The 26,694-nt window shown below is 38.2% G+C and carries 25 protein-coding genes; 12 read left to right on the forward strand and 13 right to left on the reverse strand.

All coding sequences use genetic code 11. From position 1 onward, the window contains the following. Nucleotide 1: 1 nt before the first annotated feature. Nucleotides 2–1,060, reverse strand: coding sequence for a sensor histidine kinase (locus A33Q_RS21495; protein WP_009032624.1), 1,059 nt, complete (start codon nucleotides 1,058–1,060; stop codon nucleotides 2–4). Nucleotides 1,061–1,400: 340 nt separating this feature from the next. Here A33Q_RS21495 and A33Q_RS06070 point away from each other — a divergent pair, with 340 nt between their 5' ends. After that, entirely contained in the window at nucleotides 1,401–2,282 is an 882-nt protein-coding gene (locus A33Q_RS06070) for an alpha/beta fold hydrolase (RefSeq protein WP_009032625.1), read from the forward strand. A 225-nt stretch (nucleotides 2,283–2,507) separates the two neighbouring features. Here the strand turns inward: A33Q_RS06070 and A33Q_RS06075 are convergent, their stop codons facing one another. From A33Q_RS06075 to A33Q_RS06085, 3 genes are all read right to left on the reverse strand, one after another. Continuing rightward, the gene (locus A33Q_RS06075) at nucleotides 2,508–4,517 is read right to left on the reverse strand and encodes an alpha-amylase family glycosyl hydrolase (protein WP_009032626.1); all 2,010 of its coding nucleotides are present in this window, start codon (nucleotides 4,515–4,517) and stop codon (nucleotides 2,508–2,510) included. Between the two features lie 106 nt (nucleotides 4,518–4,623). After that, on the reverse strand, nucleotides 4,624–4,839 hold the full coding sequence (locus A33Q_RS06080; protein ID WP_016254759.1) for a hypothetical protein: 216 nt from the start codon (nucleotides 4,837–4,839) through the stop codon (nucleotides 4,624–4,626). Nucleotides 4,840–4,917: 78 nt separating this feature from the next. Next, a complete protein-coding gene (locus A33Q_RS06085) occupies nucleotides 4,918–5,970 on the reverse strand; it encodes a LacI family DNA-binding transcriptional regulator (protein WP_009032628.1) in 1,053 nt (350 codons plus the stop codon). Nucleotides 5,971–6,224: 254 nt separating this feature from the next. Here A33Q_RS06085 and A33Q_RS06090 point away from each other — a divergent pair, with 254 nt between their 5' ends. The 3 genes from A33Q_RS06090 to A33Q_RS06100 are packed head-to-tail and all read left to right on the forward strand — an operon-like array spanning nucleotide 6,225 to nucleotide 9,893. Further along, complete coding sequence (locus A33Q_RS06090; protein ID WP_009032629.1) at nucleotides 6,225–7,814, forward strand: sodium:solute symporter; 1,590 nt, start codon at nucleotides 6,225–6,227, stop codon at nucleotides 7,812–7,814. Beyond that, complete coding sequence (locus tag A33Q_RS06095) at nucleotides 7,799–8,971, forward strand: glycoside hydrolase 100 family protein (RefSeq protein ID WP_009032630.1); 1,173 nt, start codon at nucleotides 7,799–7,801, stop codon at nucleotides 8,969–8,971. Before A33Q_RS06090 ends, A33Q_RS06095 begins: the two co-directional genes overlap by 16 nt. Before the next feature lies 1 nt (nucleotide 8,972). After that, the gene (locus A33Q_RS06100; RefSeq protein WP_009032631.1) at nucleotides 8,973–9,893 is read left to right on the forward strand and encodes a carbohydrate kinase family protein; all 921 of its coding nucleotides are present in this window, start codon (nucleotides 8,973–8,975) and stop codon (nucleotides 9,891–9,893) included. 10 nt (nucleotides 9,894–9,903) lie between these two features. On the opposite strand, the gene A33Q_RS06105 is transcribed toward A33Q_RS06100, so the two are convergent. From A33Q_RS06105 to A33Q_RS06130, 6 genes are all read right to left on the reverse strand, one after another. Further along, nucleotides 9,904–11,589, reverse strand: coding sequence for an OmpA family protein (locus tag A33Q_RS06105; protein ID WP_009032632.1), 1,686 nt, complete (start codon nucleotides 11,587–11,589; stop codon nucleotides 9,904–9,906). Nucleotides 11,590–11,592: 3 nt separating this feature from the next. After that, nucleotides 11,593–12,564 carry a deoxyhypusine synthase family protein gene (locus tag A33Q_RS06110; protein ID WP_009032633.1) on the reverse strand — a complete coding sequence of 324 codons (972 nt, stop codon included), beginning with the start codon at nucleotides 12,562–12,564 and terminating at the stop codon, nucleotides 11,593–11,595. Nucleotides 12,565–12,672: 108 nt separating this feature from the next. After that, on the reverse strand, nucleotides 12,673–13,272 hold the full coding sequence (locus A33Q_RS06115; RefSeq protein WP_009032634.1) for an OmpH family outer membrane protein: 600 nt from the start codon (nucleotides 13,270–13,272) through the stop codon (nucleotides 12,673–12,675). 103 nt (nucleotides 13,273–13,375) lie between these two features. Continuing rightward, nucleotides 13,376–13,582 (reverse strand): hypothetical protein, encoded by a 207-nt coding sequence (locus tag A33Q_RS06120; protein ID WP_016254761.1) that lies wholly within the window; start codon nucleotides 13,580–13,582, stop codon nucleotides 13,376–13,378. A gap of 32 nt (nucleotides 13,583–13,614) precedes the next feature. Next, complete coding sequence (locus tag A33Q_RS06125) at nucleotides 13,615–14,517, reverse strand: histone deacetylase family protein (RefSeq protein ID WP_009032636.1); 903 nt, start codon at nucleotides 14,515–14,517, stop codon at nucleotides 13,615–13,617. Between the two features lie 79 nt (nucleotides 14,518–14,596). Continuing rightward, nucleotides 14,597–15,163: a hypothetical protein gene (locus A33Q_RS06130; RefSeq protein WP_009032637.1), complete on the reverse strand. Its 567-nt coding sequence runs from the start codon at nucleotides 15,161–15,163 to the stop codon at nucleotides 14,597–14,599. A 126-nt stretch (nucleotides 15,164–15,289) separates the two neighbouring features. On the opposite strand from A33Q_RS06130, the gene A33Q_RS06135 reads away from it, so the two are divergent. Then, nucleotides 15,290–15,718, forward strand: coding sequence for an AlbA family DNA-binding domain-containing protein (locus A33Q_RS06135; protein WP_009032638.1), 429 nt, complete (start codon nucleotides 15,290–15,292; stop codon nucleotides 15,716–15,718). 1 nt (nucleotide 15,719) lies between these two features. On the opposite strand, the gene A33Q_RS06140 is transcribed toward A33Q_RS06135, so the two are convergent. Beyond that, a complete protein-coding gene (locus A33Q_RS06140; RefSeq protein ID WP_009032639.1) occupies nucleotides 15,720–16,088 on the reverse strand; it encodes a phage holin family protein in 369 nt (122 codons plus the stop codon). A 249-nt stretch (nucleotides 16,089–16,337) separates the two neighbouring features. On the opposite strand from A33Q_RS06140, the gene A33Q_RS06145 reads away from it, so the two are divergent. The 3 genes from A33Q_RS06145 to A33Q_RS06155 all read left to right on the forward strand — a co-directional run bounded on the left by A33Q_RS06145 (nucleotide 16,338) and on the right by A33Q_RS06155 (nucleotide 19,270). Then, the gene (locus A33Q_RS06145; RefSeq protein WP_040489999.1) at nucleotides 16,338–17,087 is read left to right on the forward strand and encodes an acyl-CoA desaturase; all 750 of its coding nucleotides are present in this window, start codon (nucleotides 16,338–16,340) and stop codon (nucleotides 17,085–17,087) included. Between the two features lie 188 nt (nucleotides 17,088–17,275). Next, complete coding sequence (locus tag A33Q_RS06150) at nucleotides 17,276–17,641, forward strand: BlaI/MecI/CopY family transcriptional regulator (RefSeq protein WP_009032641.1); 366 nt, start codon at nucleotides 17,276–17,278, stop codon at nucleotides 17,639–17,641. A gap of 3 nt (nucleotides 17,642–17,644) precedes the next feature. Next, entirely contained in the window at nucleotides 17,645–19,270 is a 1,626-nt protein-coding gene (locus A33Q_RS06155) for a M56 family metallopeptidase (RefSeq protein WP_009032642.1), read from the forward strand. 104 nt (nucleotides 19,271–19,374) lie between these two features. Here the strand turns inward: A33Q_RS06155 and A33Q_RS06160 are convergent, their stop codons facing one another. Together A33Q_RS06160 and sixA are read right to left on the reverse strand one after the other, a co-directional pair. After that, a complete protein-coding gene (locus tag A33Q_RS06160; RefSeq protein ID WP_009032643.1) occupies nucleotides 19,375–20,442 on the reverse strand; it encodes an agmatinase family protein in 1,068 nt (355 codons plus the stop codon). 112 nt (nucleotides 20,443–20,554) lie between these two features. Then, a complete protein-coding gene (gene sixA / locus A33Q_RS06165; RefSeq protein WP_040490002.1) occupies nucleotides 20,555–21,034 on the reverse strand; it encodes a phosphohistidine phosphatase SixA in 480 nt (159 codons plus the stop codon). Between the two features lie 151 nt (nucleotides 21,035–21,185). Here sixA and topA point away from each other — a divergent pair, with 151 nt between their 5' ends. The 4 genes from topA to A33Q_RS06185 all read left to right on the forward strand — a co-directional run bounded on the left by topA (nucleotide 21,186) and on the right by A33Q_RS06185 (nucleotide 26,633). After that, the gene (gene topA / locus A33Q_RS06170; protein WP_009032645.1) at nucleotides 21,186–23,507 is read left to right on the forward strand and encodes a type I DNA topoisomerase; all 2,322 of its coding nucleotides are present in this window, start codon (nucleotides 21,186–21,188) and stop codon (nucleotides 23,505–23,507) included. Between the two features lie 135 nt (nucleotides 23,508–23,642). Continuing rightward, nucleotides 23,643–24,620 carry a hypothetical protein gene (locus A33Q_RS06175; protein WP_009032646.1) on the forward strand — a complete coding sequence of 326 codons (978 nt, stop codon included), beginning with the start codon at nucleotides 23,643–23,645 and terminating at the stop codon, nucleotides 24,618–24,620. Then, on the forward strand, nucleotides 24,617–25,312 hold the full coding sequence (locus A33Q_RS06180; RefSeq protein WP_009032647.1) for an SIR2 family NAD-dependent protein deacylase: 696 nt from the start codon (nucleotides 24,617–24,619) through the stop codon (nucleotides 25,310–25,312). The genes A33Q_RS06175 and A33Q_RS06180 overlap by 4 nt, the downstream gene beginning before the upstream one ends. Then, nucleotides 25,302–26,633, forward strand: coding sequence for a flavin-containing monooxygenase (locus A33Q_RS06185; RefSeq protein WP_009032648.1), 1,332 nt, complete (start codon nucleotides 25,302–25,304; stop codon nucleotides 26,631–26,633). Before A33Q_RS06180 ends, A33Q_RS06185 begins: the two co-directional genes overlap by 11 nt. Nucleotides 26,634–26,694 lie beyond the last annotated feature (61 nt).

A 26,694-nucleotide genomic window follows, 5' to 3' on the forward strand; every position in this document is an offset into this window, starting at 1 on the left:
CTTAGTCAATGTTGAGGGTTAGCCATACTTCAAAAGTATCCTTTTCTTCTTTTATAGTCAGGGTATAATTTTTCGGGTATAGGATTTCGAGTCTCCTTTTGATGTTTTTCAGTCCCAATCCTCCTGGTCTTTTATCGAATCCGCTTTCGTCTTTAGTATTGAAAAAATAAGCCATAAGCTGATTATCTCTTTTTGATAAGTGGAGCTTGACCATATTTTTCTTATCGACGTGGGAGGAAAGATGCTTGAAACAATTTTCCAAAAATGGAATCAAAACCAATGGAGCGATTTTAAAGCCTTCTAAATTCCCTATCACTTGATAATCTATGTCCATCCTCTCTCCCTTTCGGATCTTTTCCAGATCTATGTAATTTTCTAAATATTCGAGTTCTTTCAGAATATCTATTTTGTTCACAGAAAAATCATAGAGTTGTGAACGTAAAAGATTACTCAGTTTGATCAGGGTATCAGATGCTTTTTCCGGATCCATACGGATCAAAACATAAACCGAATTGATGGCATTGAATAAAAAATGTGGATTGACCTGAGATTTTAGGAATTCCAGTTCCGACGCTACCCTTTCTTTCTCCTTTAGCTCGTTGATCCTTTGCATTTTACGGTTATCAACAAAACCTTTAAAGCCCAATAAAATAGCCCCTGTAAAGATATTACTGGAAAAATATATCATAAGAATCTGGACAAAACTTGCTTGAAAAAACTCTTTGAGATCCGTTACTAATATCCACTGTATTCCAAAATACATGAGCAAAGCCAACAAAATACCTAGCATCAAAAAAGATAAAATAAAAAGAAAAATTCCTTTGGGCTTGAATATCTTGGGAATGAGAATGTAATACGAAATATAATAAATGGATGCATTGGCAACTGTATAGAATCCTGTAACCCACAGCAAATCCGAAAGTTGGCTGTACATGGATCTGTATACCCATACCCAAAAGACAAAATAAAAACCCCAAAAAAGAAAATGGTGAAACTTCAATTTTAAAAGTTTTTTTAATAAACCGGAATTTTCCAAATGGATTGCGGCGCTGAATGTCATCTCATTACTTTTTGGAATCTTTAAAAGCCCCTGCTACATATAAAGTGTAAAAAACAATAGCTATCAGGAATAATGTCCACCAAATCATATTTTAATAGATTTTGAATATGAATGTAAAATAAAAAGTACGAACTATACAGTTTTCTTGACCAAAAGTATTTGATCATTGATCAATTGCAGGATAGACCATTTTTTACACACGACTCATCTGATCAAAAACTGCTCTGCGCCATTCACTGAGTAAAAAACAACTGGTCAGCATAAGAGAGACAGTGGTCAAAGATTTTTTTCTAACAGTAATGACTGTTTCATTTTTGGGTATCACAAAACAAATAATCTTATGAAAACTTCAGTATTGCTAAAAATCAAACTACTGTTAATTCTATCTGTATTGATACCCATTAGTGAGCTATTTGCCCAACGACTCATTTCTACTGAGATAGTAGGAAATGGGCAGCCAATAATACTGATCCATGGAATGTCTTCCAGTAAAGGGGTTTGGGACGAAACAGTAGAGAGGTACCAAAGTCAATATGAATTGCACCTGGTCAGTATCAAAGGCTTTGGTAATAAGGAAATTGAAAGCTCTGAGCATATTCTCGCTCAAATCAAAAATGAAGTAATCCAATACGTGAAGGATAATACTTTGACCAAGCCCATTCTTATTGGACACAGCATGGGAGGCTTTTTAGGTCTTTGGGCTGCGGCAGAAGAGCCTGATCTATTTGGAAAAATAGTTTCTGTGGATGGTGTACCTTATTTTCCTGTTTTGCAAATGCCAGGAATCACCCCTGAAACCGCCCAGCCCATGGTAGATGCTATGAAAGCCCAGTTTGCCAACAGTGATGAAAACAGTGCCAGGGCTACGCAGGAAATGATCGTATCTACGATGATCGCTACTGACTCAAAAAGAGAAAAAGTAGTGCAAATGGGAATAGATTCCAACCCTGAAGTGATTGGCCAAGCCTACGGGGAAATGTTTCTTACAGATATCCGGGACAAAGTATCTGAAATTAAGATACCTGTTTTGGTATTTGGAGCTTGGGCAGCCTACAAAAATTATGGAGCTACCAAAGAGTCCGTTGCTTCTGGGTATAAATCCCAATTGGCAAATATTGAAAATGTAACTTTTCTTTTAGCTGACAAGGCTTATCATTTTGTTTTTTACGACGAGCCTGATTGGTTTTATGATAATTTGGATGAATTTATTGCCACCAAATAGGCGAAAAAACCGCTGATCAGTAAAATCGGGAATTTTTAAAATTTGACAGAACTTAAAAATGTCTATGTCGTTGGTAAAGTTAGTTGAACACGCAATGACAATAGAATTTCTTTGATCTCATACGGAGAGTAAAGCTTTTCTTAATAAATAAGTTTAGTTTAGTTGATTAAGTCATTGTATAATTGTGGGCCCCGTTTAGGGGCCCATTTTGTTTTAATTCTTTTATTACTTTTTCTTTAAAACCATCGCAGACCTATTCGGTAAATAAATTTTCAACTGCTGTTCTTCATTACAGGGATAAGTTAAATCGTCTTCTACCCGACCAAAACCACCAAAATCTTTGTGATCAGAATTTAAGATAATTATATATTCTCCAAGTTCAGGAACCTTGACTTCATATCCAAAGTAAGAATCTGATACATTAAAGCTGAAAATAAAGATCAGACCTGCTCTTTCGAAAACCAATATTTTCTTCTCTGCATCTAAAAACAGTTGATTGGCATGCGGAGAAGCACAAATTTTATATTCCTTTACCAATTGGATCATCGCCTGATCCCACATATTGAGATCATAATACCTCAGGTGCTCAGAATCCACCAAAGACCACTGCCTCCTGGCGTACTGATAACTCCATTCGTTTCCTTCTCTGGGAAAGTCCACCCATTCAGGATGTCCAAACTCATTTCCAATAAAATTGAGATACCCTTCTCCTCCGAGGGCTATGGTGATCAGCCTGATCATTTTGTGCAAAGCTACTCCCCTATCCACTACCAATGAATTCTGTAGTTTGGTCATACTGGAGTACATTTCTTTATCCATGAGCCAAAAGGCTATGGATTTATCCCCTACCAATGCTTGGTCATGAGATTCTGCATAAGCTATTGTTTTTTCTCTCTTGGGCCTATTGGTAAGTTCATGCCACATTTCGAACATATCCCAGTGTTCATCAGGCTTGTGCTTGAGTGTTTTGATCCAAAAGTCAGGAATACCCATCCCAAGCCTGAAATCAAAGCCAATTCCTCCATCTTTGAGAGGTCTACAGAGTCCTGGCATTCCGCTCACCTCTTCAGCTATAGAAATGGCCTGTGAGGAAAAATCATGAATGAGTTTGTTGGCCAGCTGAAGGTAAATGACTGCATCCCAATCGACCCCGTCATTAAAATATTTTTCAGCACTATCAAAAGAAACATGACCGTGGTGCAAATAAAGAATGGAAGTAACTCCATCCCACCTGAATCCGTCAAAGTGAAAATCTTCCATCCAATACCTGACATTGGAAAGTAAAAACTGTTTTACATTCTGATTGCCATAATCAAATAATTTGGAGTCCCAGCCCTCATGATAGCCTCTCCCTCCCGGATGAAAGTAAAGATGATCAGAACCATCAAATTCATTCAAGCCCTCATTGACATTTTTCACAGCATGGCTATGTACTATATCCATAATAACCGAAATACCCATATTATGGGCTTCATTGATCAGGAATTTCAAATCTTCGGGTGTGCCAAATCTTGAGGTTGGAGCAAAAAAATTAGAAACATGATATCCAAATGAACCATAATAAGGATGTTCCATAATGGCCATCATTTGAATGGTGTTATATCCTGCCTTTTTAATTCTGGGAAGTGTTATTTCTGCAAACTCCCTATAAGTACCTACACCTTCTTTTTCCTGAGCCATTCCTATATGGCATTCATAAATAAGTGGCTGTTCCAAGTTTTCACTAGGATCAAAAGCAGAGTCTGTCCAGATAAAAGTGTCCTCGGGAAACCATAGCTGTCCAGCAAAGTCATGCGATTTTTCATCTTGAACTACCCGCCTGATATATGCAGGAATTCTGTCCAAAGCTCCATTTTTACCCTCAACATGGACTTTGACCTTTGACCCATGGGTAAATTGATCTTTAAATTGGTCAAAGGGCAGGAAGATTTCCCAATCCCCTCTGTGGTTTTTCCTCAATGGGTGACTGTATCTATCCCATCCATTGAAGTCCCCCATCAAAAATAAATTATATGCCGAAGGAGCCCACTCTCTGTAAACCCATCCATTGCGAAAAGAATCAAAGTTGATTCCATAATATTCATGAGCTCTGGCAAACTCAAGAATACTCCCAAAATCATACTCTATACTTTTGATGGTATCCAAATACCTTTGGTAACGCTCATAAACTTCCTTTGCAAAGTCACCAAGCCATTTTTCTTCCTTAACAAGAGGTAAAATATTTTTCTTTTCCACAAAAAATCAATTCTGGTTGAATCTAAAGATAGAAAGAAAACATCAGTGCCCACAAAGATTGTAGAGCAATTTGGTCTTAAATTTTTTGGGACTTAATGGAGAGTCACTAAACTGCTATAAAATACAGCATCGCCGATGCCAATGTATACCCCATCAAAAATGAAAAGAAAATGGGGGTAGATAATGAAAACTTGAGGTACTCGGGAACATTTTTGTGGTGATTGAAATGGGAAATTTTTCTAAGGTACTTATCCGGAAAAAGTGAAAGAAATGTCAGGCCATAAAGAGTGGTAAGAAGTAGTAAAGAAAATAGTGTCTCCATATCTTTTTTGATCTGCGACAAAGATATGATTTACCCTTTGAAATACTGAAGAAATATTATAAAATCTTTACCTAAATATTACTGTAATGTTACCTTGTCAGAGTTCTTGGTTGAAGTGGTAGAACCTCTTATGATCAGGTTAGTTTTCAATTCTATGATTTCATCATTTTCCACATCATGATTTTTGATCAAATCGATCAATTTTAAAACAGCTTTTTGTCCCATCTCATAGCCATGCTGATCCACAGAACTTAACCCGGGGTTGACTATTTCAGCCAGTTTCCAATTGCTGAAACCCATCACTCCCACTTGTTCGGGGATTTGGATTGATTTTTCTTTCAGGTATTTCAAAACACCCATAGCAACAAGGTCAGTGATACAAAAAATGGCATCTGGAGGATTCTTACTTTCCATCAATTCCTTGCAAAAATCATATCCCTCTTGCTCATGTATTAGTTTACATCCTTTTACCCATTCTTCACGAAGTTCAAGTCCGTGATCAAGCAAGGCCTGCTTATACCCCATGGCTCTCTCACTGGCATTTTTCACCTCCGTTCTGCCTCTGATATGGGCGATTTTTCTAAAGCCTTGTCCTATCAAATGTTTGACAGCCATATAAGACCCGTTAAAATCATCCACAATGACTTTTGGCGTATTGAGATGGTCTGTAATTTTATCAAACTGTACAACAGGCTTACCTTCCTCCAAAAACTCTTTCAAATGCACTCCCTCTACAGTCTCATTTGATATGGATATCAATAAACCATCCACACTGCTTGCCAACATTGTTCTACATGCCATCACTTCATCAGCAAGGATATCATTGGATTGACTGACCAAAATATTATAACCGTTTTTCTTTGCTGTATCAATGGCTCCGCTGATGACCGTAGAAAAAAAATGGTGTACAAGCTCGGGCACGATTAATCCAAGGTTAAAGGTTCTGTTTTTTCTAAAATTAACAGCAAGGGTATTGGGTACATAGTGATGTTTTTCTGCGTAGGCTTTTACCAACCTGATAGTGTCTTCAGCAATATCCGGATGCTCTTTCAATGCCCTGGAAGCGGTAGAAATAGATATCCCCAATTCTCTGGCTATGTCTTTTAAAGTAAGCTTTCTTTTTTCGGTCATTTATGGGTGCATTAAACGGATAATATTAGTTCTTATAATACGCTTTTCCAAAAAGTGGTTTTCATAAATGATAATTATTTAGAACCACTTTAAATAAGACTCCTGCAATGGGTTGTGCAAACGATTGAAATTTTTAAAGGTTTGCACCTTGAAGAATAAATAATTTACTTCCCTAGGGTATTTCAATAGTTAATTTGGTAAAGCCTTTTACTAGCATGATTTGTTTGTTTCAAATTTTCAAAAACTTCTAAAACATGAATCTGGAGCTTATAGGTTACCTGGATTTAATCATCATCATCATTTATTTGATTGGGATGATTGTGTATGGCCTTTATCATGCAAAGCGAGAAAGTTCTGAAGACTATTTTCTGGCAGGAAGGAGCATGACTTGGCCAGTAGTAGGGATTTCTCTTTTTGCAGCAAATATCTCCAGCACAACATTGATTGGTCTGGCGGGGGATGCCTACAGTACCGGAATTTCAGTCTATAATTATGAGTGGATGGCAGCTGTGATTTTGGTTTTTTTCAGCATTTTCTTTCTTCCTTTTTATCTAAGATCAGGAGTGTTTACTATGCCGGAATTTCTTGAGCGCAGATATGATAGAAGAAGCAGATACTATTTTTCATTTATAACTCTTATCGGAAATGTTTTAATAGAGACAGCCGCAGGTCTTTATGCCGGCAGTTTAATTCTCAAGTTAGTTTTTCCGGATATCAGTATGACTGTAATTATAATGATATTGGCTGCTGCCGCCGCCGCATATACCATACCTGGAGGGTTATCTTCGGTGATTCAGACAGAAGTCATACAAGCGATATTGCTGTTGGCAGGTTCACTTATTCTAACATATGTCGCCTTTCGGGAAGTGGGCGGCTGGGAGAATGTCATGGCGGTAACTCCACCAGAAATGGTAAGCCTGATAAGGCCTATTGATGATCCTTCCGTTCCATGGACGGGGCTTATCTTTGGAGTGCCCCTACTCGGCTTTTACTTTTGGGCAAATAATCAGTTTATGGTTCAGAGGATATTGACAGCTAAAGATCTCAATCATGGCAGGTGGGGAGCCTTGTTTGCCGGTTTGCTTAAATTACCGGTTTTGTTTTTCATGGTTTTGCCAGGAACAATGGCTAGGGTGATTTTTCCGGAGTTGGATAATCCAGATACAGTTTTTCCACAATTGGTATTTAATTTACTTCCAGTAGGCCTAATAGGTCTCTTGATGGCAGGTTTGCTTGCAGCCATGTCTTCAAGTATTAGCGCGACCTTGAATTCAGCCTCTACATTGATAACCATGGACTTTGTGAAAAACCTGAGGCCTGGACTGGACAGCAAACAATTGGTAAGAGTTGGACAAATTGCCACGGTTATTTTAGTCTTGCTCGCTGCAGCTTGGACTCCTCAGATTGAAAAATTTGATTCACTTTTCAAATACCTGCAAATGGTAGTAGGTCTTATTGCTCCTCCTGTGGTGGTTGTTTTTATTTTTGGCATGTTTTGGAAAAGGGGAAATGCAGATGGTGCTTTTTATAGTTTGCTTACTGGCTTTGCAACTGCCGCGGTCCTGATCTTTATCAATGTGAGCATGCCCGAATCAGGAATAGCCCAAATGCACTTTTTACATACAGCACCCTTACTGTTTTCATTCTGTGCAGTAGTATATGTTTTGATCAGTTTTTCCGGTAAGCGTCCCAGTGATGAAAAAATCAGGGATTACACTTGGAAGAATAAGATTTATACAGATGAAACTGCTTCTTTGGCTGCCTTACCATGGTACAAAAACTTCCGAATACTTTCGGTGTTTCTTCTTATTATAACCTTTGTCATTGTATGGATATTCAGATAGCAAATGAAGCGGCATTGGGTCTTTTGCGCAGAGCTTCCCACCGAACGGGATTTTTGGCATCAGCAATTGAAAAAGATAATTACAAACGGGTCTGGGCAAGAGATGGGGTGATAACAGGTATTGCAGCTTTGTCAAGTAGAGAGAATGATTTGATTTATACTTTTCATCAAACTTTGATTACTCTTGGAAATCACATCAGCCCGCAAGGTCATGTTCCTTCCAATGTAGATATAAATTCTGGACGGGTCAGTTACGGTGGATTGGCAGGCAGGGCAGATGCAGGGAGCTGGTGGCTGATTGGGTTATGTCTTTATGTAAAATATACCGGTGAAAAACATCTTATAGACAGGTATGAAAGTGAAATTGAAAATGTTATCCAATTGCAACAAGCCTGGGAATACAATAACAAAAACCTCCTTTATGTTCCTCTTGCAGGTGACTGGGCTGATGAATATGTATTGCATGGATATGTTCTATACGATCAGGTTTTGCGCTACGCTGCTCTAAGATTATGTGCCCAATTATTGGAAAGGCCAAATTGGATGGAAAAATCTGAAGCAATCAAAATTGCAATTTATCAAAATTATTTTCTTCATAAAGATTGGATGTCCTCAGGTATTCATTCAGTTGCCAAAAATAAAATTCAAGCACGTATCGGAACAGTTCCCTGGCTTTTAGCTTCATTTCATCCGGCAGGCTATCAACCTTATTTTGATTTTTTGGGAAATGCACTGGCCATGATTTTTAAAATTCATCCGGACCCTATTACCTGTCTGAAATGGACTGAAGAAAAAATCGGGACCTTAGCCCCTGCCTTTTATCCAACAATTATGGAAGGCGATTCTGATTATTCTCTTTTACAGGAAAATTATAGGTATGAATTCAGAAATAGACCACATGAGTTTCATAATGGAGGTATTTGGCCTATGGTCAACGGTTTTTGGGGAGTGGCGGCCTTTCTTCACAAGGGGAAAGCAGAAGCTAAGGAAATTGCAAATCAAATAGTCCAGCTCAACTCCATGAATGATTGGGAGTTCAATGAATGCTTTCACGGAAGCTCTCATCTACCTTGCGGAGTACAGCAGTGCACATGGAGTGGTGCAGGGCAATTGCTGCTCAGTAACGTTATTCAAAAAGGATTTTATTTAATGGATTGACATGCAAAAAGATATTGATATCATCGTAGTTGGAGAGCTGCTAGTGGACCTTATCGGTCATGAATTTAGGGATGAAATATTCAGGACCCATTCCTTTAGGAGGTTTCAGGGAGGAAGCCCGGCCAATCTTGGTGCAAATATGCAGAGACTCACCAAAAAAGCTCATTTGATTGCTAGCGTTGGCAAGGATGGCATGGGGGAGTATCTTATTCATGAGTTGGACAAATTGGGCTTGGATACCAGAGGTGTTAAGGAAAGGTCGGAGTACCCTACTTCATTGGTACTGCTTTCCAGAACTCATGGAACTCCTGATTTTATTGCTTACAGAGAAGCTGATCATTATATATTTTCCCAAGATATAGGCAATGATGTCCTTGAGCGCTCACGCTTGTACCATACCACTTGTTTTGCCCTGAGCCGTCAGCCGTCACAAAGGTCTATTCTAGAAGGCGCAAGAAGAGCTTTGGAACTTGGTGTTCAACTCAGTATAGATTTAAATTATGCACCAACTATCTGGCCCGACCATATTGAAGCTTTGCATGTGATTCAGAGTTATTGTAACCTTTCAGCTTTTGTAAAAGTAAGTCAGGATGATTGCCAAAGGATTTTCAGAAGAGAAATAAGCCCTGAATCTGCCTGTCAAACGATTCTGGATTGGGGTGCAAAAATCGTGTGTTTTACAATGGGGAAAAAAGGAAGCATGCTATGGACTGATGATGGAAAAAAAATAAGTATCCCGGCAGAAGAAGTCAAAGTATTGGGAGATGCAACAGGTGCCGGAGATGCTTATTGGGCAGGTTTTCTTTCAGCCTGGCTAGATGGAGAATCCTGGAAAGTCTGTGTTGCAAAAGCGTCTAAAATGGCAGCCCTAAAACTTTCCTTAGATGGACCTTTACCTGAAAAAGTCTATTTAGATGGATAGAAGGTTTCCTCTAACCTTCTATCATCATTTCAACTCTTCTATTCTGAATTCTTCCCTCTTCAGTACTGTTATCAGCAATAGGCCTAGTGCCTCCCCACCCGGAAATCCTAATTCTTTCAAACTCCACTCCATTGAGAGTGAGATATCCCCTGATTTTTGAGGCTCTTTTAAGGGATAGGTCTTTGTTCAACACAGGGTCACCTGCGTTATCAGTATGCCCTTCTAGTCTTATTTTCAAGCTTTCATTCTCTTTTAGAAATGTAACCAATTGGTCCAAGACCTGTATGGAAACTGCATCTGCAAAATCAGCAGTGCCCCTATTGAATTGAATACTATTCAAAACAATCGAAGCTCCTGCAGCAGCAGGCTGCATCAATAAAACCTGATCCTCTAAATTTTCCCAAGTTTCAGGAGCCAATTCCTTGGGAATAAAACCTTTGGAAGAAACAAAAATTGATGACCATTGATTTGATTCAAGAGCTTCTGCAAGATCCTGTTGGTCCTCCAAATCCATTCTATTTCCCCTTTCTCCTATCAATGTTATTTTATGAGGAATTTCTTCCATGCTCGCAGCATCCAATACCCTAATTATACCAATTTCATCTCCCGGTTTTGAAATACTTTCTACTTTTTCCAATAGAGTATCAACTTCATTTTCCAGGCTCTGTTCCTCTATCACTACCAAAAGGTCTTCCTGCTGCTCCATGGTCTCTGAGAGGGCTTCCTCTACTTCGGACAAATTGGAAAGTTGTATATTTTCTTCCTCATCAGTTTTGTCTTCAGGGTTTTGAGCAAGCAGGTTTGAAGGAATGATTGCCTCAAACTTGACTGTCATCAAATCTCCAAAACCTTCAGAGTTTTGGGTTGTAGAAAACACAGCCATTGAATCGGTAGCATCCAACAACATGTAACTCATTTCTGTCCCCATACTATTTGCAAACTTCAAAGGCTTGGGATCAGTCCAATTTGTCCAAGAATCATCAAGTCTCTCTGAATAAAAAATATCCTTTCCCCTGTTTTTTCCGGATGTATTGGAAGAAAAATACAGTATTTTTTGATCCTCAGAAAGGTATGGCGTTTGTTCCTGCCCAAAAGAGTTGACCACTTCACCTAAATTTAATGGGGAGGACCATTTACCCTCTGATATCAAAAAGCTTACATAAAGGTCTTCATTACCGAATGTCCCAAAAGAATTGATGGAGAGGATTAGTGTCTTACCATCCTGACTCAAACGCCCTCCGAAATGTTTGGAATTGTTTCTGAAGTTGCCCATATTCAAAGGGCGTAAATAGTTCCATTCACTTCCAAATTTGGAATATTGATGTATTCCTTGAGGTCTTCCATTTCCCTCATGATAGACAAGAATAGATATGGGATCAGGAAAGCCTACCACTACATCATTTCCTGAAGTGGACAATGATGGAACTCGCTGTGGTTTAGACCAGTCTCCTTTTTTGTCCCTACTACTCATCCAAACATCTCCATAATCCGTTGGTCCACCGGAGTTTTCGGGATGAAACCCAACAGAAAAAAATAAATCTCCATTGGGCGCCAGTACTGGATGATGTTCATCATAGGCAGTATTGACTCCTTTGAGAGGCTTTATTGTTTGGCCTTCCAAAGGCGCATAAATACAAAAAGCAAGCAGAAATAACCCACTTGCTTTCAAAATGTTAGAATTAATTACGTCAATCATTTTTTATTGATCCAAAACTATGGCAAATACCAATGGGGCCACAATTGTTGCGTCTGATTCAATGATATATTTAGGTGTATCAAGACCTAACTTGCCCCAGGTAATTTTTTCATTGGGGACTGCGCCGGAATAAGAGCCATATGAAGTGGTAGAATCCGAAATCTGACAGAAATACCCCCAAAGAGGAACATTATCCCTCTGAAGATCCTGATGTAGCATTGGCACAACACAAATTGGAAAGTCTCCTGCTATACCTCCACCAATTTGGAAGAAACCTACTTTACTATCCTCAGTTGCATTTTCAGTATACCATTGAGCCAAAAACATCATGTATTCAATTCCACTTCTGACGGTATGCACATTTTTGATATCCCCAGAAATAACATGACCTGCATACATATTACCCAACGTAGAATCTTCCCAACCTGGTACGATGATCGGTAGGTTTTTCTTGGCAGCTTCTAGCAACCAGGAGTTTTTAGGATCTATCTGGAATGACTCATCCATTTTGCCTGAAAGCAGAATTTTGTAAAAGAACTCATGAGGAAAAAACGCCTCACCAGCCTGATCTGCCCTCATCCATTCTTCAAGGATCACATCTTCTATCCTTCTCATGGCTTCCATTTCAGGGATACAGGTATCTGTAACTCTGTTCATATGCCTGTTTAAAAGGTCCTGTTCCTCCTCAGGCGAAAGATCCCTGTAATTGGGGATTCTTTCATAATAATCATGTGCAACAAGATTAAAAACATCTTCTTCAAGGTTAGCCCCTGTGCAGGTGATAATCTGCACTTTATCCTGTCTGATCATCTCAGCAAGGGAAATCCCCAACTCGGCTGTGGACATGGCACCGGCCAGAGTGACCATCATTTTCCCATTATTGTCTAAGTGGGTTTTGTAACCTTCAGCCGCATCGATAAGTGCCGCTGCATTGAAATGTTTGAAATTATGTTTTAAAAATTCAGTGATCTTCATGGAAATATTTTTAGAATTTGAAGGTTCAAAAGTACCAATTTATATAACATGAAAAAAGCCCAGTTAAAACCGGGCTTTCAATCTTTTATATTAAGACTATAGGTTATTCTATTTGGTTTCCTTTTTAGCCTCAAATTCTTTGTTGATTCCTTCAATGACGTGATCTGTTACATCCAATGCTTTTTTGGAGTACCAAACTGCACCTCCACGAGTGTAGGATAGAATCAATTCAAGATCATTTTCTTCTGCATAAACTTTCAGGTATTCAGCTATTTTATCATAAACCTCATTGTAAAGATTTGCCTCATCTGCGGAAAGTTCCTGCATCAGGTTATCTCTGTAAGTCATCAGGTTTCTTTCTTTTTTCATTAAGTCTTCCTGCTTTGCTCTCGCTTGATTTGGAGTCATTGAATTGGCAGTTTGCTCAAAATTCGATACTTCCTGCTCAAAACCTCTAGCCCTACTTCCCAATTCACTCTCAAATTTTCTGCCCTTCTCGGTGATTTCCTCAGATTTCTTTTTGAAAAATTCATATTTTGCAATCACTGAATCAGTCATCACATAGGCGATTTTCAGGTCTGTTATACTTACTTCACTTGCATCATTACTTTCCGAAGAACTGTCTGCAGAAGTACCTGATTGGTTGCATGAGGATAAGGCAAAGGCTACAATACCAAATACGCCTATAACTTTAACTAATTTTTTCACGATGTTTTTTCTTAATTTTCAACTTGGCGCAAATATAAACAAAGTATTGTATCTACAAATTTGCACTTCTTTATCAAATGTTAAAAACAGTTAATCCACTCACTTACTCACTACCATATCGATCCATTAAGGACTTGAAAACCACTGCTTGACCAAAAATTGAAATCCCGGCAAAAAAAACTGCCAAGGCTATTGTTCCCAACCCAAACCAACTCCAAAACCCCACTGACTCCACTTTTCGGATAATAGCCTCCCCTAATAAACTTAAAGCAAATCCCATCAATAGAATCCCAGTTATGGAATATGTCAACCATTTTCGTTTTAATGATTTTTGTTTCATAATCAAAAGTAAATTTCCTGTGCAAGACGATAAGTATTGGCATGAGCATCTATAATTTGACTGATTCTTTCAGAATACCCTCCCCCCATACAGCACATTATTGGAGTTTGATTTTCCTGAGCTACTTCAAATACCATTTTATCTCTCTCCCTACACCCCTGAATACTCAATCCAAGCCTTCCAAGTTTATCAGACTCCAATACATCAACACCACTCTGAAAAATCATAAAATCTGGTTCCACCTTTTGCAGCAGGCTTTTTAGGTGAACATCAAGAATTTTCAAATAAGCTTTGTCCTCGATCTTATCGGGCAAGCCTACATCAAGATCAGATTTTTCTTTGTGCATGGGATAGTTGGACGCTCCATGCATGCTGAATGTAAATACCCTATTATCATTTTGGAATATTTCTGCAGTGCCATTCCCTTGATGCACATCTAAATCCACCACTAGGATTTTATGGGACAAATCATTTTCCAAAAGGTAATTGGCGGTAATTGCAATGTCATTAAGTAAGCAAAAACCTTCGCCTCTATCCGTAAAGGCATGATGGGTACCTCCCGCAATATTCATCGCAACACCATATTCCAAAGCATACAATGCTGCCTTTACCGAGCCATGCATGATGTGTATTTCTCTTTCCACCAATGCATCACTAAGAGGGAAACCTGTTTTCCGGATTTCAGATTTAGTCAAAGTCTGGTTTTTAAGCTTTTCGAGATAGTCTCTTTGATGGGTATTGGTGATCCAACGCTCTTCCAATGCATCAGGGCTGAAAAAATTTTCGTCTTTGACAGTCCCTTCATAGAGCAACTGCTCAGGAAGCAAGTTGTACTTATCCATTGGAAATCTATGACCTTTAGGCAAAGGGTGGCAGTATTTGGGTGACCAGGCAATTTTTAACATAAAATTTCAGACATAAAAAAACGCTTGCTAAGTTAACAAGCGTTTTTGGGAATTGTTGTTTTGATGAACTTAGGAAAATTTATTCATCTATATCTTCTTCCTCTTCTGATTGGAAAGCAAAAAGAGTGTCATCCAGGACAAGTGTATCGTCATTAAATTCTTTGATAAATTTGGCAATAACCTTATCATCTACGACCTCTACATTTAATGCTGCATCAACACCTATTCCAAATTCGTGGTTGGTATCTATATCTACAAATTCCTGGACTTTAACAGTTTCTTCTTCTTCTATTTCCATGATGATTTCAGTGATGAACCACCCGATTTCTTCTTCTTCACTACTTAAGGGTTTTAGATTTCCATTTTCGTCCTCCTCATAATGGATCCCTTTGAAATTAGGAAACTTTTTTGCGGCTTCATGTTCAGCTAGTTCATACACCTCTGAGGCATGATGAAGCCTGAGAGTGTACAGTGCCGCATCATAAATGACTTCTTTTCCTTCGTACATGCCAATAAAATAGAAATTGACATATTCATCAGAATTGTCGGCACCCTGTACCACTTTGTAAGATTTTTGGTCTGCTGCCAATTCTTTCTTCAATGACTCGATAGTTTCTGGCATAAAACCGTCATTTTTATATTTCATAGGAAAAATTTAAGGGTTTACAAGAGACAACATACAACACAAACGTTAATTTAAAAACTGTTTAGTCAACATTTACGATTTATCTTCAATAGGTAATTAATTTACAAGTATCTAGCATAAAAAAAAATGTTATCAGCAAAAAAAGATTCAGAGTACATTTCTCTGCTAATTATGCAGCCTGAAGGAGAAACACTCGACTTTAAGCAAAATATATCCAATTCAGAAAAAATTGCTAAAACCTTAGTAGCTTTTGCCAATACTTCCGGTGGTAAAATAGTAATCGGTGTCTCTGACAGGAAAGAAATAATAGGAATTGATGAGCATGAGGAAGTTTTCATGATAGAAAGAGCAAGTGAAAAGTACTGTCAACCTCCCGTTCCCATTTATTTCGAACTTTATCTCCATGAAAATTACAATTACGATACTGAGATGACCGAAGAAAAATACATATTGGTCGTAAATGTCCCCAAATCATCCCAAAAACATTTTCTTCTCAATAAAAAAGGAGATTTGACTTCCTATATAAGAATAGATGACAGAAGCATTCCTGAATAAATTACCTTCTGTTTTCTCCCAAGGAAACTCCAAGAAGTGAATTGATCAAACCCAAGATCAGGCCAAACAATAAAGCCCACCAAAAGCCTCCTACAGAAAAACCGGGTACAATTTCAGCCGCAAGCATAATCAGTAGGGCATTGATAACCAATAAAAACAAACCTAAGGTAAAAACAGTGATAGGTATGGTAAGCAATATCAAAAGTGGTTTGACGGTAAGATTCAGGATAGCAATCAAAGCTGCTACTACTATAGCTGTGACAAAAGACTCAACGACTACTCCTGGCAGGATATATTGAGTGATCAAAATAGCGATCCCGCCAAGCACAAGCTGGATCAAAATATTTACGGCATCCTTTGAGTTGCTCATATGATTTAAGAAATTTGATTTATTAGTTCAAGATAATGAGATTCATTCCTACCAAACAAATTGTATTTACATTTTCGGACAAATTTTTCGGAAATGAACTGAAAATTGAACTGAAAAGAGAAAAATAGGCTTCCATTTATACACAAAACTATGATCTTGATCATAAATCACATCCAAAATCCTGTTCATGATTTAAGTTTTCCGATTTATGGATTTATCTTTGTTACAATTTAATCAAACAATTAATCAGTGATTCTAATTATCTTCTTCCTGCTGCATTGGTACTTCTCTTTGTTTTGCCAAAGTTTCTTCCTTCACCGCTACGCAGCCCACCAAATGTTTTCAATGACAAAATTCTGGGAAAGGTTTTTCTACATTTTCACCTGGATATGTCAAGGGAGCTCTTACCTATCACCTAGGGCCTATGCAGTGCTTCACAGAATGCATCATGCCTATTCTGATACTCCAAAAGACCCACATAGCCCACATCACACAGAAAATCTTTTTACCATGATGTGGAAAACAAAAAACATCTATAATGACTACTTCTCATTTAAGTTAAAGCCAGAGGAAAGGTTTTCAAAAGATGTTCCTGATTGGAATAAGTTTGATCTTTTTGCCGATTCCATGATCGCGAGAGTAGGTTGGGGTATGTTCTACGTCCTGATTTATGTACTGAGTATTTCTGTTTTTGAATTGGCCGGTACGCATTGGTGGATGTACTTTCTATTGCCGATTCATTTGATGATGGGGCCTGTTCATGGAGCTATTGTCAATTGGAGTGGACACAAATACGGTTACGCTAATTTTGATAATAATGATAAATCCAAAAACAGCTTATTACTCGATGTTTTGATGCTTGGAGAATTGTTCCAAAACAATCACCACAAACTTCCAAACAGACCTAATTTTGCTGTAAAGTGGTATGAGTTTGATCCTACCTACCCTATTGTAAAAATCCTTCACTCCACAGGGATTATCAAGCTGAGAACTGCTTAAATAACCTTCAAAACACTTAATTAGCCCGGAAAATCCGGGCTTTTTTTTGCGCAAAAACCTAAGCTATTAAAATTTTAACTACTTTAAATTTATTAAAATTTCCGTTTGAGGTAGAAAGTTTTAATACTTTTCTTGGATTTCACAAACTAAATCAATAAGTTGTGGAACATTTAAAAACTTAAACACCAATGAGAGAACTTACAAGAGCAGAAGAACAGATCATGCAGATCTTGTGGGATATCGAGAAAGGTTTTGTCAAAGATATCCTGGAAAAAATGTCAGAGCCCAAGCCGGCTTACAACACAGTATCGACTATCGTGAGGATACTCGAGCGTAAAGGTTTCGTGAGTCACAAAGCCTACGGCAAGTCACACGAATACTTCCCTATCGTCTCCAAAGACGAATACAGAAGTTTCACAATCAAAAATTTACTCACTGGTTATTTCAGTGGTTCGTTTTCTAAGTTGGCATCCTTCTTCGCGAAAGATAAAAACCTAGATGTGAAAGAACTCGAAAAAATCATGGATGAAGTCAAAGACGAAGTCAAAAAGTAAATTATGGCCATATGGGTTGACTATATATGGCAAAGTATTTTCTGTTCAGCTTTTCTTTATGGGATATATTTTATTTTCCTCAGAAACGAAAAAAAATTCAGCTTCAACAGAATTTACTTACTCATAAGTCCCCTCATAGCCCTGATTTTACCATTGATTAATATTCCGGTTAGTTTTAAAAAGCCGAATATTTCTCTTGAACAAACAGAATTATTTCGGGCGCTGGATAATTACTCAGCGCCCGAAAATTCTCTAACCACTTACGGACTTCCTGAAGTCATGGTACAAAGCTCCAAGCTTTCCATGCCCTGGACATTTCAGGATTATTTTTTTCTTGCCTATCTAGTAATTGTATGTCTTCTGATTTTTAGAATTTTCTGGAGTTTCATCCAGATGAGAATGATCAAAGAAAGGGGATGGAGCTTTTCCACTTACGACATCAATCAAAAATATTTCTTGATTCCTACATTTGGGCTGGCTCCCATATTTTCCTTTTTTAATAAACTCTTCTGGGATGACACCTTAACATTGTCTCAACAAGAGGAAGCACAGATTTTAGAACATGAACTTACCCACATCAAAAAAGGACACTCCTATGATATCCTTTTTTATCAATTTTTAACTACTGCTTTTTGGTTTAACCCCATGATTTTCTTGATGCAAAATGCCTTGATAGATGTTCATGAATATCAAGCTGATCAGGCTATTTTGAAAAAGCAAATGAACGCTCACGCTTATCCAAAGCTGATCGCTAAAATAGCTTTGAGAGGTTTAGATCTTTCCATAGGAAATTATTTCACCAGTTCAACTACACTCAAAAGAATCAAGATGATCAAGAAATCGGGACAGACAAAGACCTGGAAAATTTTTATCATCATTCCACTTTTACTAATGCTCATGGCTCTTGTCTCGATGAAAACCGAATCCGGACAAAATCTACTCCAACAAAATTTCAATTTGGAAGATATCAAGTCTAAGTTAATCGCTTCTCAAGATTCTTTGGAAATTGGAATAAAAGTCAAGAAACTCAATGCTCCTACCCATTACGAGCTTATTGGAATACTTGAGGAAGACAAGCTCAAAGCTCAAATTGGAGAATTGGAATATGAATTCAGTAATATCCAAACTGATGAAGATTATATCAAAGTCAGGGGATTGATTGAAAAACTCAGAAACTCATCTGTCATAACAAAGGATTATGGAGACTTGAAAAAAATAAGCACTGAATTGGATATAAAAGCCCAACCTGAAATTGGATTGGTGAATTGGTTTAACAGTTTAAAAGAACAGGTAGTACTTCCTAAAAAAGAAGAAAACCTTGGCCTTTTGGGAGGCAATTTGGTCGTTGAGTTTATAGTAAGCAGAGAAGGCCGAATAGAAAATCCAAGTATATCCCGTAGCCTTGGTGGTGGGCTTGAAGGGCAGTTGCTAGATTTATTGTTGTATACAGAGCTTGGAAACTGGACCCCTGCTGTTAAAAATAATGAACTGGTAGATTCTTTTCAGGTAATATTTCTAAACTTCACAGAAGCAAAAGATCCACAAGAACCCTATCATATTTTCAGAGATTTTGAGCTTTCAGTCTTGGATATTGAAAACGGAAAGAATGCAATAGATACGATTGAATGATGACTTTGCCCTGGTCCATCCGAAAAATTCAATTTACACCTAAGGAAGAACTTAAAATAAACATAAGTGTAAAGCCCCGAAATTTTTCTCCGGGGCTTTTTTTACTATTTTAAATTTAGCTTACCCTGAGAAGCTCCAAATAAGTTAGCCATTCTGTATAAAATCCTAGCTCCAACATTACCGTCCCACTCGTCACCTTCTACACCGGGAGCCACTTCTACCAAATCAAACCCGATAATTTTTTTACCTGATTTGACTACCTGCTTCATCAGGTATAAAATCTGCTCCATTTCAAAGCCCCCCGCCACAGGCGTACCGGTATTCGGACACAGTTTGGGGTCAAAGCCATCAATATCAATGGTGATATAAACATCTTCAGGTAACTTACCGACAATATCATCACAGATTACCTTCCATGCTTTACCTTCATACATATTTTCCTTGATGTCCTTATCATAAAAAGTAGTAATCCTGTTGTTTTCCTTCGCAGTAATAGCTTCAGACTGACAATAATCCCTAATACCAACTTGCACTAATTTACTCAGCTGTGGAAGTTTCAATGCATTGTATGAGATTGAGGCATGAGAATATTCAAAGTTCTCATAGGCTTTTCTCAAATCAGCGTGAGCATCAATTTGAAGCACTCCAAAACTATTGTACTCCTCAGACAAAGCCTTTATCAGTCCTAAGGGCGTACTGTGATCTCCTCCAATCAAAGCAACCATTTTACCTTTGGCCCTGTACTTTTTGGCTTGTTCATACACCCACTCATTCATTTCTTCACAGGCATTGTTAATAATTTCAGGTACAGCAGCAAAACGCTCTGCTGAAATTGCCGGTGAGCCTTCTTCCAACCAATTGATATAGTTCCTTGCTAATATCCTGAAACTTGAGCTTTTGTCAGCAAGATCATCAGGAATTGGTAACATATAAATACCCATCTTCCAGGCATCATGAATATCCTGCTCAAATAAATCCACCTGACTTGATGCCTGAAAAATTGCTTCCGGGCCTGATGCAGTACCTGAGGCATAAGATACAGTCACTTCCCAGGGCACCGGGATGATAATCAAATCGGCCGTCTCCTCGTCAAATGGCAAACCAAAAAGTGAGTCATAAGCTCCGACTCCATTAGGATCAAATTGTTCGATAATTTTATGTTTTAATGACATATTTTAATTTTTGGGTTAAATAAAGGTTCTACAGAAAAAGCCTACCAGTACGAATATGTACTTTTAAGTAATCAATTACAAATAAAATAAAATACCAGATCAGTGAAGACGGCTATTGTAATATTTCCAGAAGATTACCGGTGTTTTGGCCAAGTAATTTCCAAGAATCAACTTCCAGTTCAATTTTTGCCAGCATTCCCGGGTTAAGGTTGATAAAAGGCTCTCCCGTTATGGTAGAAGTAAGTGTGCTTACTCCAGGGTTATGACCAATGACCAAGAGTGATTTGACTTCGTCATCCACGGCTAAGAGCAAATCCATGATTTTTTCAGGGCGGGCTTCATAAAGTTCTTTTTTAAATTCAACCTTTGAATTTGCATTTTTTTCCACAATTTGGGTAGTCATTTCCGTTCTGACAGCACTGCTGGAGAGGATTAAATCAAAATGCTCCATGTTCTGGTTTAAAATTTTAACCAATCTTTCCAATTGGGCTATCCCCCTATTAGTCAGGGATCTGTTGAAATCGTTTGCCGCTCCAAAAGCCATTTCTGCCTCTCCATGGCGGAGAATATATAACATCTTCTTTGTAGACATAGTTAGTATCCTGTTTAAGCCGATAAATAATTGAAATAATCATGCCAAGGATTGACGGTACATTCTTTAAATTTGGAAAGGAATAGAATGCCCTCTATTTTTAGGCTTTTATTAGAATGCTTAAGCGTTCAAATCTTTTAAATAATAGAATATGTCAAAAAATTTAGTCATCGTGGAATCGCCAGCCAAGGCGAAGACCATAGAAGGATACTTGGGAAAAGACTATAAGGTCACTTCCAGCTATGGTCATGTGAGAGATTTGCCAAAAGGTGATAAAGCGATTGATATAAAAAATAATTTCAAACCTACTTACGAGGTCACAGCGGATAAAAAAGAAGTTATTAAGGAGCTTAAGAAGTTGGTCAAAAATTCCGAAACAGTGTACCTGGCAAGTGATGATGACCGTGAAGGGGAAGCTATTTCCTGGCATCTCAAAGAAGTTTTGAACCTAAAGGATGAGAATACCAAAAGAATTGTATTTAGGGAAATCACTAAGACTGCAATCACCAAAGCCATAGAAAATCCCAGGACAATAGACCTGGACCTGGTCAATGCCCAGCAAGCCAGGAGAATATTGGACAGACTTGTAGGTTTTGAACTATCTCCAATACTCTGGAAAAAAATCAAAACAGGTCTTTCGGCAGGTAGAGTACAGTCTGTTGCTGTCAGATTGATAGTGGAAAGAGAAAGGGAAATTGAAAAATTCAAATCCAAATCCTCATACAGGATAACAGCGCTGTTTGACGTAGAAGGCAAGCAACTATCAGCAGAACTTCCCAAAAAATTTGAAAGTCAAGAAGAAGCTGAAGAATTTCTTAAAAAGTGTATTGGAGCTGATTTTTCTATTGAAAACCTTGAAACAAAACCTGGGAAAAAAACCCCTGCTGCACCTTTCACTACTTCAACTTTACAACAGGAAGCCAGTAGGAAACTTTATTTTTCTGTAGCTCAGACCATGTCTGTGGCTCAGAAGCTGTATGAAGCCGGTAAAATCACCTACATGAGAACTGATAGCGTTAACCTTTCGGAAGATGCTATGGCAGCAGCTAAAAATGAAATCCATTCCGCTTACGGACCTGAATTTCATCAATCCAGGAAGTTCTCTACAAAATCTGAAGGTGCACAAGAGGCGCATGAAGCGATTAGGCCCACAGATTTTTCCAAGCATGAAGTGAGTGGGGACAGAAATGAACAGAGACTCTATGAACTGATCTGGAAAAGAGCAATAGCTTCACAAATGGCTGATGCCAAACTTGAAAAGACTACGGTAACTATAGGTATTTCTACTACGCCGGAAAAATTAAATGCCAACGGTGAGGTTATCAAATTTGAAGGTTTTCTCAAAGTCTATCTAGAAAGTACCGATGACGAACCTGAAGAAGAAGAAAGCGAAAACAAAGGTCTACTACCCCCATTAAAAGTAGGACAGGAACTTGACCTAGTAGAAATCAAAGGCCGCCAAAGTTTTACAAGACCAGCCCCAAGATTCACAGAGGCATCTTTGGTCAAAAAATTGGAAGAAATGGGCATAGGAAGACCTTCCACCTACGCACCTACCATTTCTACCATTCAAAAAAGAAACTATGTCATCAAAGAGTCTAGAGATGGTCAGGAAAGGGAATACTTGGAAATGAAAGTAAGTAAAGGCCAGTTTAACAAACAGACAAAAACCGAAACTGCCGGAGCCGATAAAAACAAACTTTTCCCGACCAATATTGCCATGGTTGTCAATGATTTCTTGGTTGAGCATTTTCCTACAGTTATTGATTTTTCATTTACCGCTACTGTAGAAAAAGAGTTTGATGAAATAGCCCATGGAGCTCAGAATTGGGAAGATATGATTTCAGACTTCTATGGTAAGTTTCACACAAGAGTGGAAGAAACAGCCAACGTAGCCCGAGCAGATATCAACAGTTCCAGGGATTTGGGAGTGGATCCAAAAACAGGAAAACCCGTGATCGCAAGACTGGGAAAATTTGGGCCTTTGGTACAGATTGGTGAGCAGGAAGATGAAGAAAAGCAATTTGCAAGTCTGAAAAAAGGCCAGTTTATCGAAAATATCACATTGGAAGATGCTTTGGAACTTTTCAAATTACCTAGGGATGTAGGCTATTTTGAGGATAAAAAGATCGTTGCGGCAATTGGACGATTCGGACCTTATCTTAGACATGATGGCAAATTTGTTTCCCTTGGAAAAGAGCATGATCCATTGAGTATCGAAGAGGATGTGGCCATTCAGCTCATCAAAGATAAAAGAGAGGCCGATGAGAAAAAGTATATCAAGAGCTTTGAGGAAAACAAAGACATACAGATACTTAACGGAAGGTGGGGGCCCTATATCAAGTTCGGGAAAAACAACTTTAAAATTCCAAAAGATAAAGAAGCTGAAAGCTTAACTTATGCTGAAACAATAGAAATTATTGAAAATCAGCCGACTAAGAAAAAAGGGAAATCTTTTGCTAAAAAGAAATAAATTCAAAAAGCTGTCATTCTGAAATGGCAGCTTTTTTCATTCCTACCCACTTTTTTATTTTTTCAATTTATTTGCTCCTATTATCAAATCTCTAGTATATTTTTTAATTTAAAGATCGAACCATATACAGACACTATGAACATACAGGTAATTGGAATAATTCTTCTTTCGCTGAGCGGCTTATTGATAGCATTTTCACAATTCAAAAATAGGTCAAGAGTAGAAGTCAAAGAAGACGATACCTTGGACCATATCAAGGGGATGTATATACTTAAGACCCCTTATGAAAAGTTGGTTATTGCTTACTTTGGACTTATGATTTTAGCGGCTATTGCCGATTGGATAATTGGTGGCAACCCTGAGAAACTCAATCTGTTTTTTTTCCTAATTTCTGCCTGCGCATTTCTTATTTTTCTTTACAAGCTGGGCATGTCATTTATTGAACAGGTAAAATTTAAATGGCCTACTCTTGTTTACGTGCTTCTCAATTGTGGAATAGCGGCCCTAGTTTATATATTTATGAGTTCTCCGGTAGAAAAAATGGAAGCAGCCTTGGAGTATCTACTCACTTTCCATTTGTTAGGAATGATTTTGGGACTGGGTGGAACTCTGATTTTGGATATTTTGATCTTCCATTTCTTAAGAAATTTTAAAATCAATTCCTCAGAGGCTGTCATCATGCACTTGATTTCGCAGTTGATCATATTGGGATTGGTTTTACTTTTAGTCACAGGAGTAGCTATTTACCTGACAGATATGGATGGTTACAACAGTAATCCTCGATTTTTGATGAAAATGACAGCCGTTTTGGTCTTGAGCATCAATGGAGTTTTCCTCAATTTTTTCATGATGCCAAAAATTGAAAAACTTTCACTTGTGGAAGAGGATCTTGAAGAAGATCAGACTTTGAAGCGTGTAGCGTTTGCGGTTGGAGGAGTTTCAATGGTCAGCTGGCTTGCTGCATTTACTTTTGCAATGGTCAAAGACCTTGGGGCATTTACTTACATACAAATGCTTATACCATACCTAGCCCTTGTTCTTACAGCGATTGGAGGCGGACAGTTTACCAAAAAGAAGATGGAAAAAGAGGTAAAAAATGAAAGTGAATCATGAAGAAGCTTGTAGTATTAACGGGAGCAGGAATCTCCGCAGAAAGCGGGATCAGTACTTTTAGGGATAGCGGAGGCCTTTGGGAAGGTCACGATATCATGGAAGTCGCCTCCCCCGATGGCTGGAGGAAAAATAAAGAGTTGGTATTGGATTTCTACAATAAAAGAAGAAAACAGGCCTTGACTGTGATGCCCAATGAAGGACATAAAGAATTGGCCAGTCTTGAAAAATACTTTGAGGTCACCATTATTACACAAAATGTAGACAACTTGCACGAAAGGGCCGGTTCAAAAAATGTCATTCATCTACATGGGGAGCTTTTTAAATCACAAAGCACTCTCGATCCTTCCTTAATTTATGACGTAAATGGTTGGGAAATCAAATTAGGGGATAAATGTGAAAAGGGAAGCCAACTGAGACCCTTTATAGTTTGGTTTGGAGAATTGGTTCCCAAGATTGAACCTGCCATTGAAATAGCTAAGGAAGCAGATATTTTTGCTGTCATTGGAACTTCTCTCTTAGTGTATCCTGCAGCTGGATTGATCCAATATGCCCCATCACATATTCCAAAGTATATTATAGATGTAAACATTCCTCAAATTGCGCATGTTAAAAATTTGAGGAAAATTGAAGCACCTGCTTCGATAGGCACCAAAGAAATGGCTCAGGAACTTATAGAAAAATATGCCAAATAAACCCAATATAGCAATAATCGGTACTGGACCTTCAGGAATAACGGCGCTCAAGAATCTTCTAGATCAAGGACTTGAGGCCATTGCGTTTGATCGCAACCATGATGTTGGCGGTAACTGGATCTATAGTGAACAAGAATCTCATTCCAGTGTATTTGAAACTACCCATATTATCAGTTCCAAAACACTTTCCCAATACGAAGATTTCACTTTTGATGATTTTGATCCAGAGATAGCTGATTATCCTTCTCATGATGAATTGAGAAGGTATTTTCAAGCTTATGCTGCACATTTTGGTTTGTATGAACACATAGAGTTCAATACCTTGGTCCTAAGCTGTTCAAGGACATCTAACGGAGAATGGAAAGTGATCACGGAAAAGGATGGAGCAAGGGAAGAGGGTTTCTTTTCTCATCTCGTAGTCTGCAATGGACATCACTGGAAACCGAGATGGCCAGATTATCCAGGTGAATTTACAGGAGAGTTTATTCATTCCCATTCTTTTAAAAAAGCTGAGCCGTTTAGAGACAAAAAGATTTTGGTCATTGGGGGAGGAAATTCCGCTTGTGATGTAGCTGTAGAAACCAGCAGAGTCAGTACTCACACATCTATATCCTGGCGCCGAGGATATAGAATCATTCCCAAATTTTTCTTTGGACAACCTTCTGATAAAATTGGCGAAAAAAGTGCTTGGATACCTTTAAAGATACGTAGCTTTTTATTTGATCTACTTTTGAATATTTTGGTTGGAAAAAACGAATTATACGGATTGAGGAAGGTAGAAACCAAATTTGCTGAAGTACACCCTACGATCAATGATGAATTACTCTATAAGATCAGGCATGGAAAAGTAATGCCCAGACTGGATATCAAAAGACTTGAAGGTAAGACTGTTGTTTTTGAAGATGGCAAAAAAGAAGATTATGATACAATCATAGCTTGCACAGGCTACTACCTCTCCCACCCCTTTTTCGATAAAAACCTTATTGACTATAGTTCAGGGCCCGTTCCCTTGTACCTTAAAATGTTTCATCCGGAAATAGAAAATCTATATTTCATAGGAATGTTTCAACCTCTTGGGTGTATTTGGCCAGGTGCTGAATTACAGTCAAAAATTATGGCCAGGGAATTAGCAGGCAAATGGCAGAGGCCTAAAAATATTCAGGAGCTTTGCCAAAGAGAGGTCACCCATCCCCATTATCAACAAATCGATACTCCAAGACATACGATTACGGTGGATTTCCACAAATTCAGAAAAGAACTCATGAAACATCTCCCTCATGATTATATTTCCAAGTCATCTCGGGTACAGAAAATAAACTAAATTGATAAAACCGGAATGTATTAAAAAAGAGGCCAAAAGCCTCTTTTTTAATTTATCCTAA

This window comes from Indibacter alkaliphilus LW1, from assembly GCF_000295935.2.
Taxonomy (GTDB): domain Bacteria; phylum Bacteroidota; class Bacteroidia; order Cytophagales; family Cyclobacteriaceae; genus Indibacter; species Indibacter alkaliphilus.

Excerpts from the sequence above, each read along its gene's own strand:
- A33Q_RS21495 (WP_009032624.1), bottom strand. The coding sequence starts at position 1,060 with ATGACATTCAGCGCCGCAATCCATTTGGAAAATTCCGGTTTATTAAAA.
- A33Q_RS06070 (WP_009032625.1), top strand. The coding sequence starts at position 1,401 with ATGAAAACTTCAGTATTGCTAAAAATCAAACTACTGTTAATTCTATCT.
- A33Q_RS06080 (WP_016254759.1), bottom strand. The coding sequence starts at position 4,839 with ATGGAGACACTATTTTCTTTACTACTTCTTACCACTCTTTATGGCCTG.
- A33Q_RS06085 (WP_009032628.1), bottom strand. The coding sequence starts at position 5,970 with ATGACCGAAAAAAGAAAGCTTACTTTAAAAGACATAGCCAGAGAATTG.
- A33Q_RS06090 (WP_009032629.1), top strand. The coding sequence starts at position 6,225 with ATGAATCTGGAGCTTATAGGTTACCTGGATTTAATCATCATCATCATT.
- A33Q_RS06095 (WP_009032630.1), top strand. The coding sequence starts at position 7,799 with ATGGATATTCAGATAGCAAATGAAGCGGCATTGGGTCTTTTGCGCAGA.
- A33Q_RS06100 (WP_009032631.1), top strand. The coding sequence starts at position 8,973 with ATGCAAAAAGATATTGATATCATCGTAGTTGGAGAGCTGCTAGTGGAC.
- A33Q_RS06105 (WP_009032632.1), bottom strand. The coding sequence starts at position 11,589 with ATGATTGACGTAATTAATTCTAACATTTTGAAAGCAAGTGGGTTATTT.
- A33Q_RS06110 (WP_009032633.1), bottom strand. The coding sequence starts at position 12,564 with ATGAAGATCACTGAATTTTTAAAACATAATTTCAAACATTTCAATGCA.
- A33Q_RS06125 (WP_009032636.1), bottom strand. The coding sequence starts at position 14,517 with ATGTTAAAAATTGCCTGGTCACCCAAATACTGCCACCCTTTGCCTAAA.
- A33Q_RS06130 (WP_009032637.1), bottom strand. The coding sequence starts at position 15,163 with ATGAAATATAAAAATGACGGTTTTATGCCAGAAACTATCGAGTCATTG.
- A33Q_RS06135 (WP_009032638.1), top strand. The coding sequence starts at position 15,290 with ATGTTATCAGCAAAAAAAGATTCAGAGTACATTTCTCTGCTAATTATG.
- A33Q_RS06140 (WP_009032639.1), bottom strand. The coding sequence starts at position 16,088 with ATGAGCAACTCAAAGGATGCCGTAAATATTTTGATCCAGCTTGTGCTT.
- A33Q_RS06150 (WP_009032641.1), top strand. The coding sequence starts at position 17,276 with ATGAGAGAACTTACAAGAGCAGAAGAACAGATCATGCAGATCTTGTGG.
- A33Q_RS06155 (WP_009032642.1), top strand. The coding sequence starts at position 17,645 with ATGGCCATATGGGTTGACTATATATGGCAAAGTATTTTCTGTTCAGCT.
- A33Q_RS06160 (WP_009032643.1), bottom strand. The coding sequence starts at position 20,442 with ATGTCATTAAAACATAAAATTATCGAACAATTTGATCCTAATGGAGTC.
- sixA (WP_040490002.1), bottom strand. The coding sequence starts at position 21,034 with ATGTCTACAAAGAAGATGTTATATATTCTCCGCCATGGAGAGGCAGAA.
- topA (WP_009032645.1), top strand. The coding sequence starts at position 21,186 with ATGTCAAAAAATTTAGTCATCGTGGAATCGCCAGCCAAGGCGAAGACC.
- A33Q_RS06175 (WP_009032646.1), top strand. The coding sequence starts at position 23,643 with ATGAACATACAGGTAATTGGAATAATTCTTCTTTCGCTGAGCGGCTTA.
- A33Q_RS06180 (WP_009032647.1), top strand. The coding sequence starts at position 24,617 with ATGAAGAAGCTTGTAGTATTAACGGGAGCAGGAATCTCCGCAGAAAGC.
- A33Q_RS06185 (WP_009032648.1), top strand. The coding sequence starts at position 25,302 with ATGCCAAATAAACCCAATATAGCAATAATCGGTACTGGACCTTCAGGA.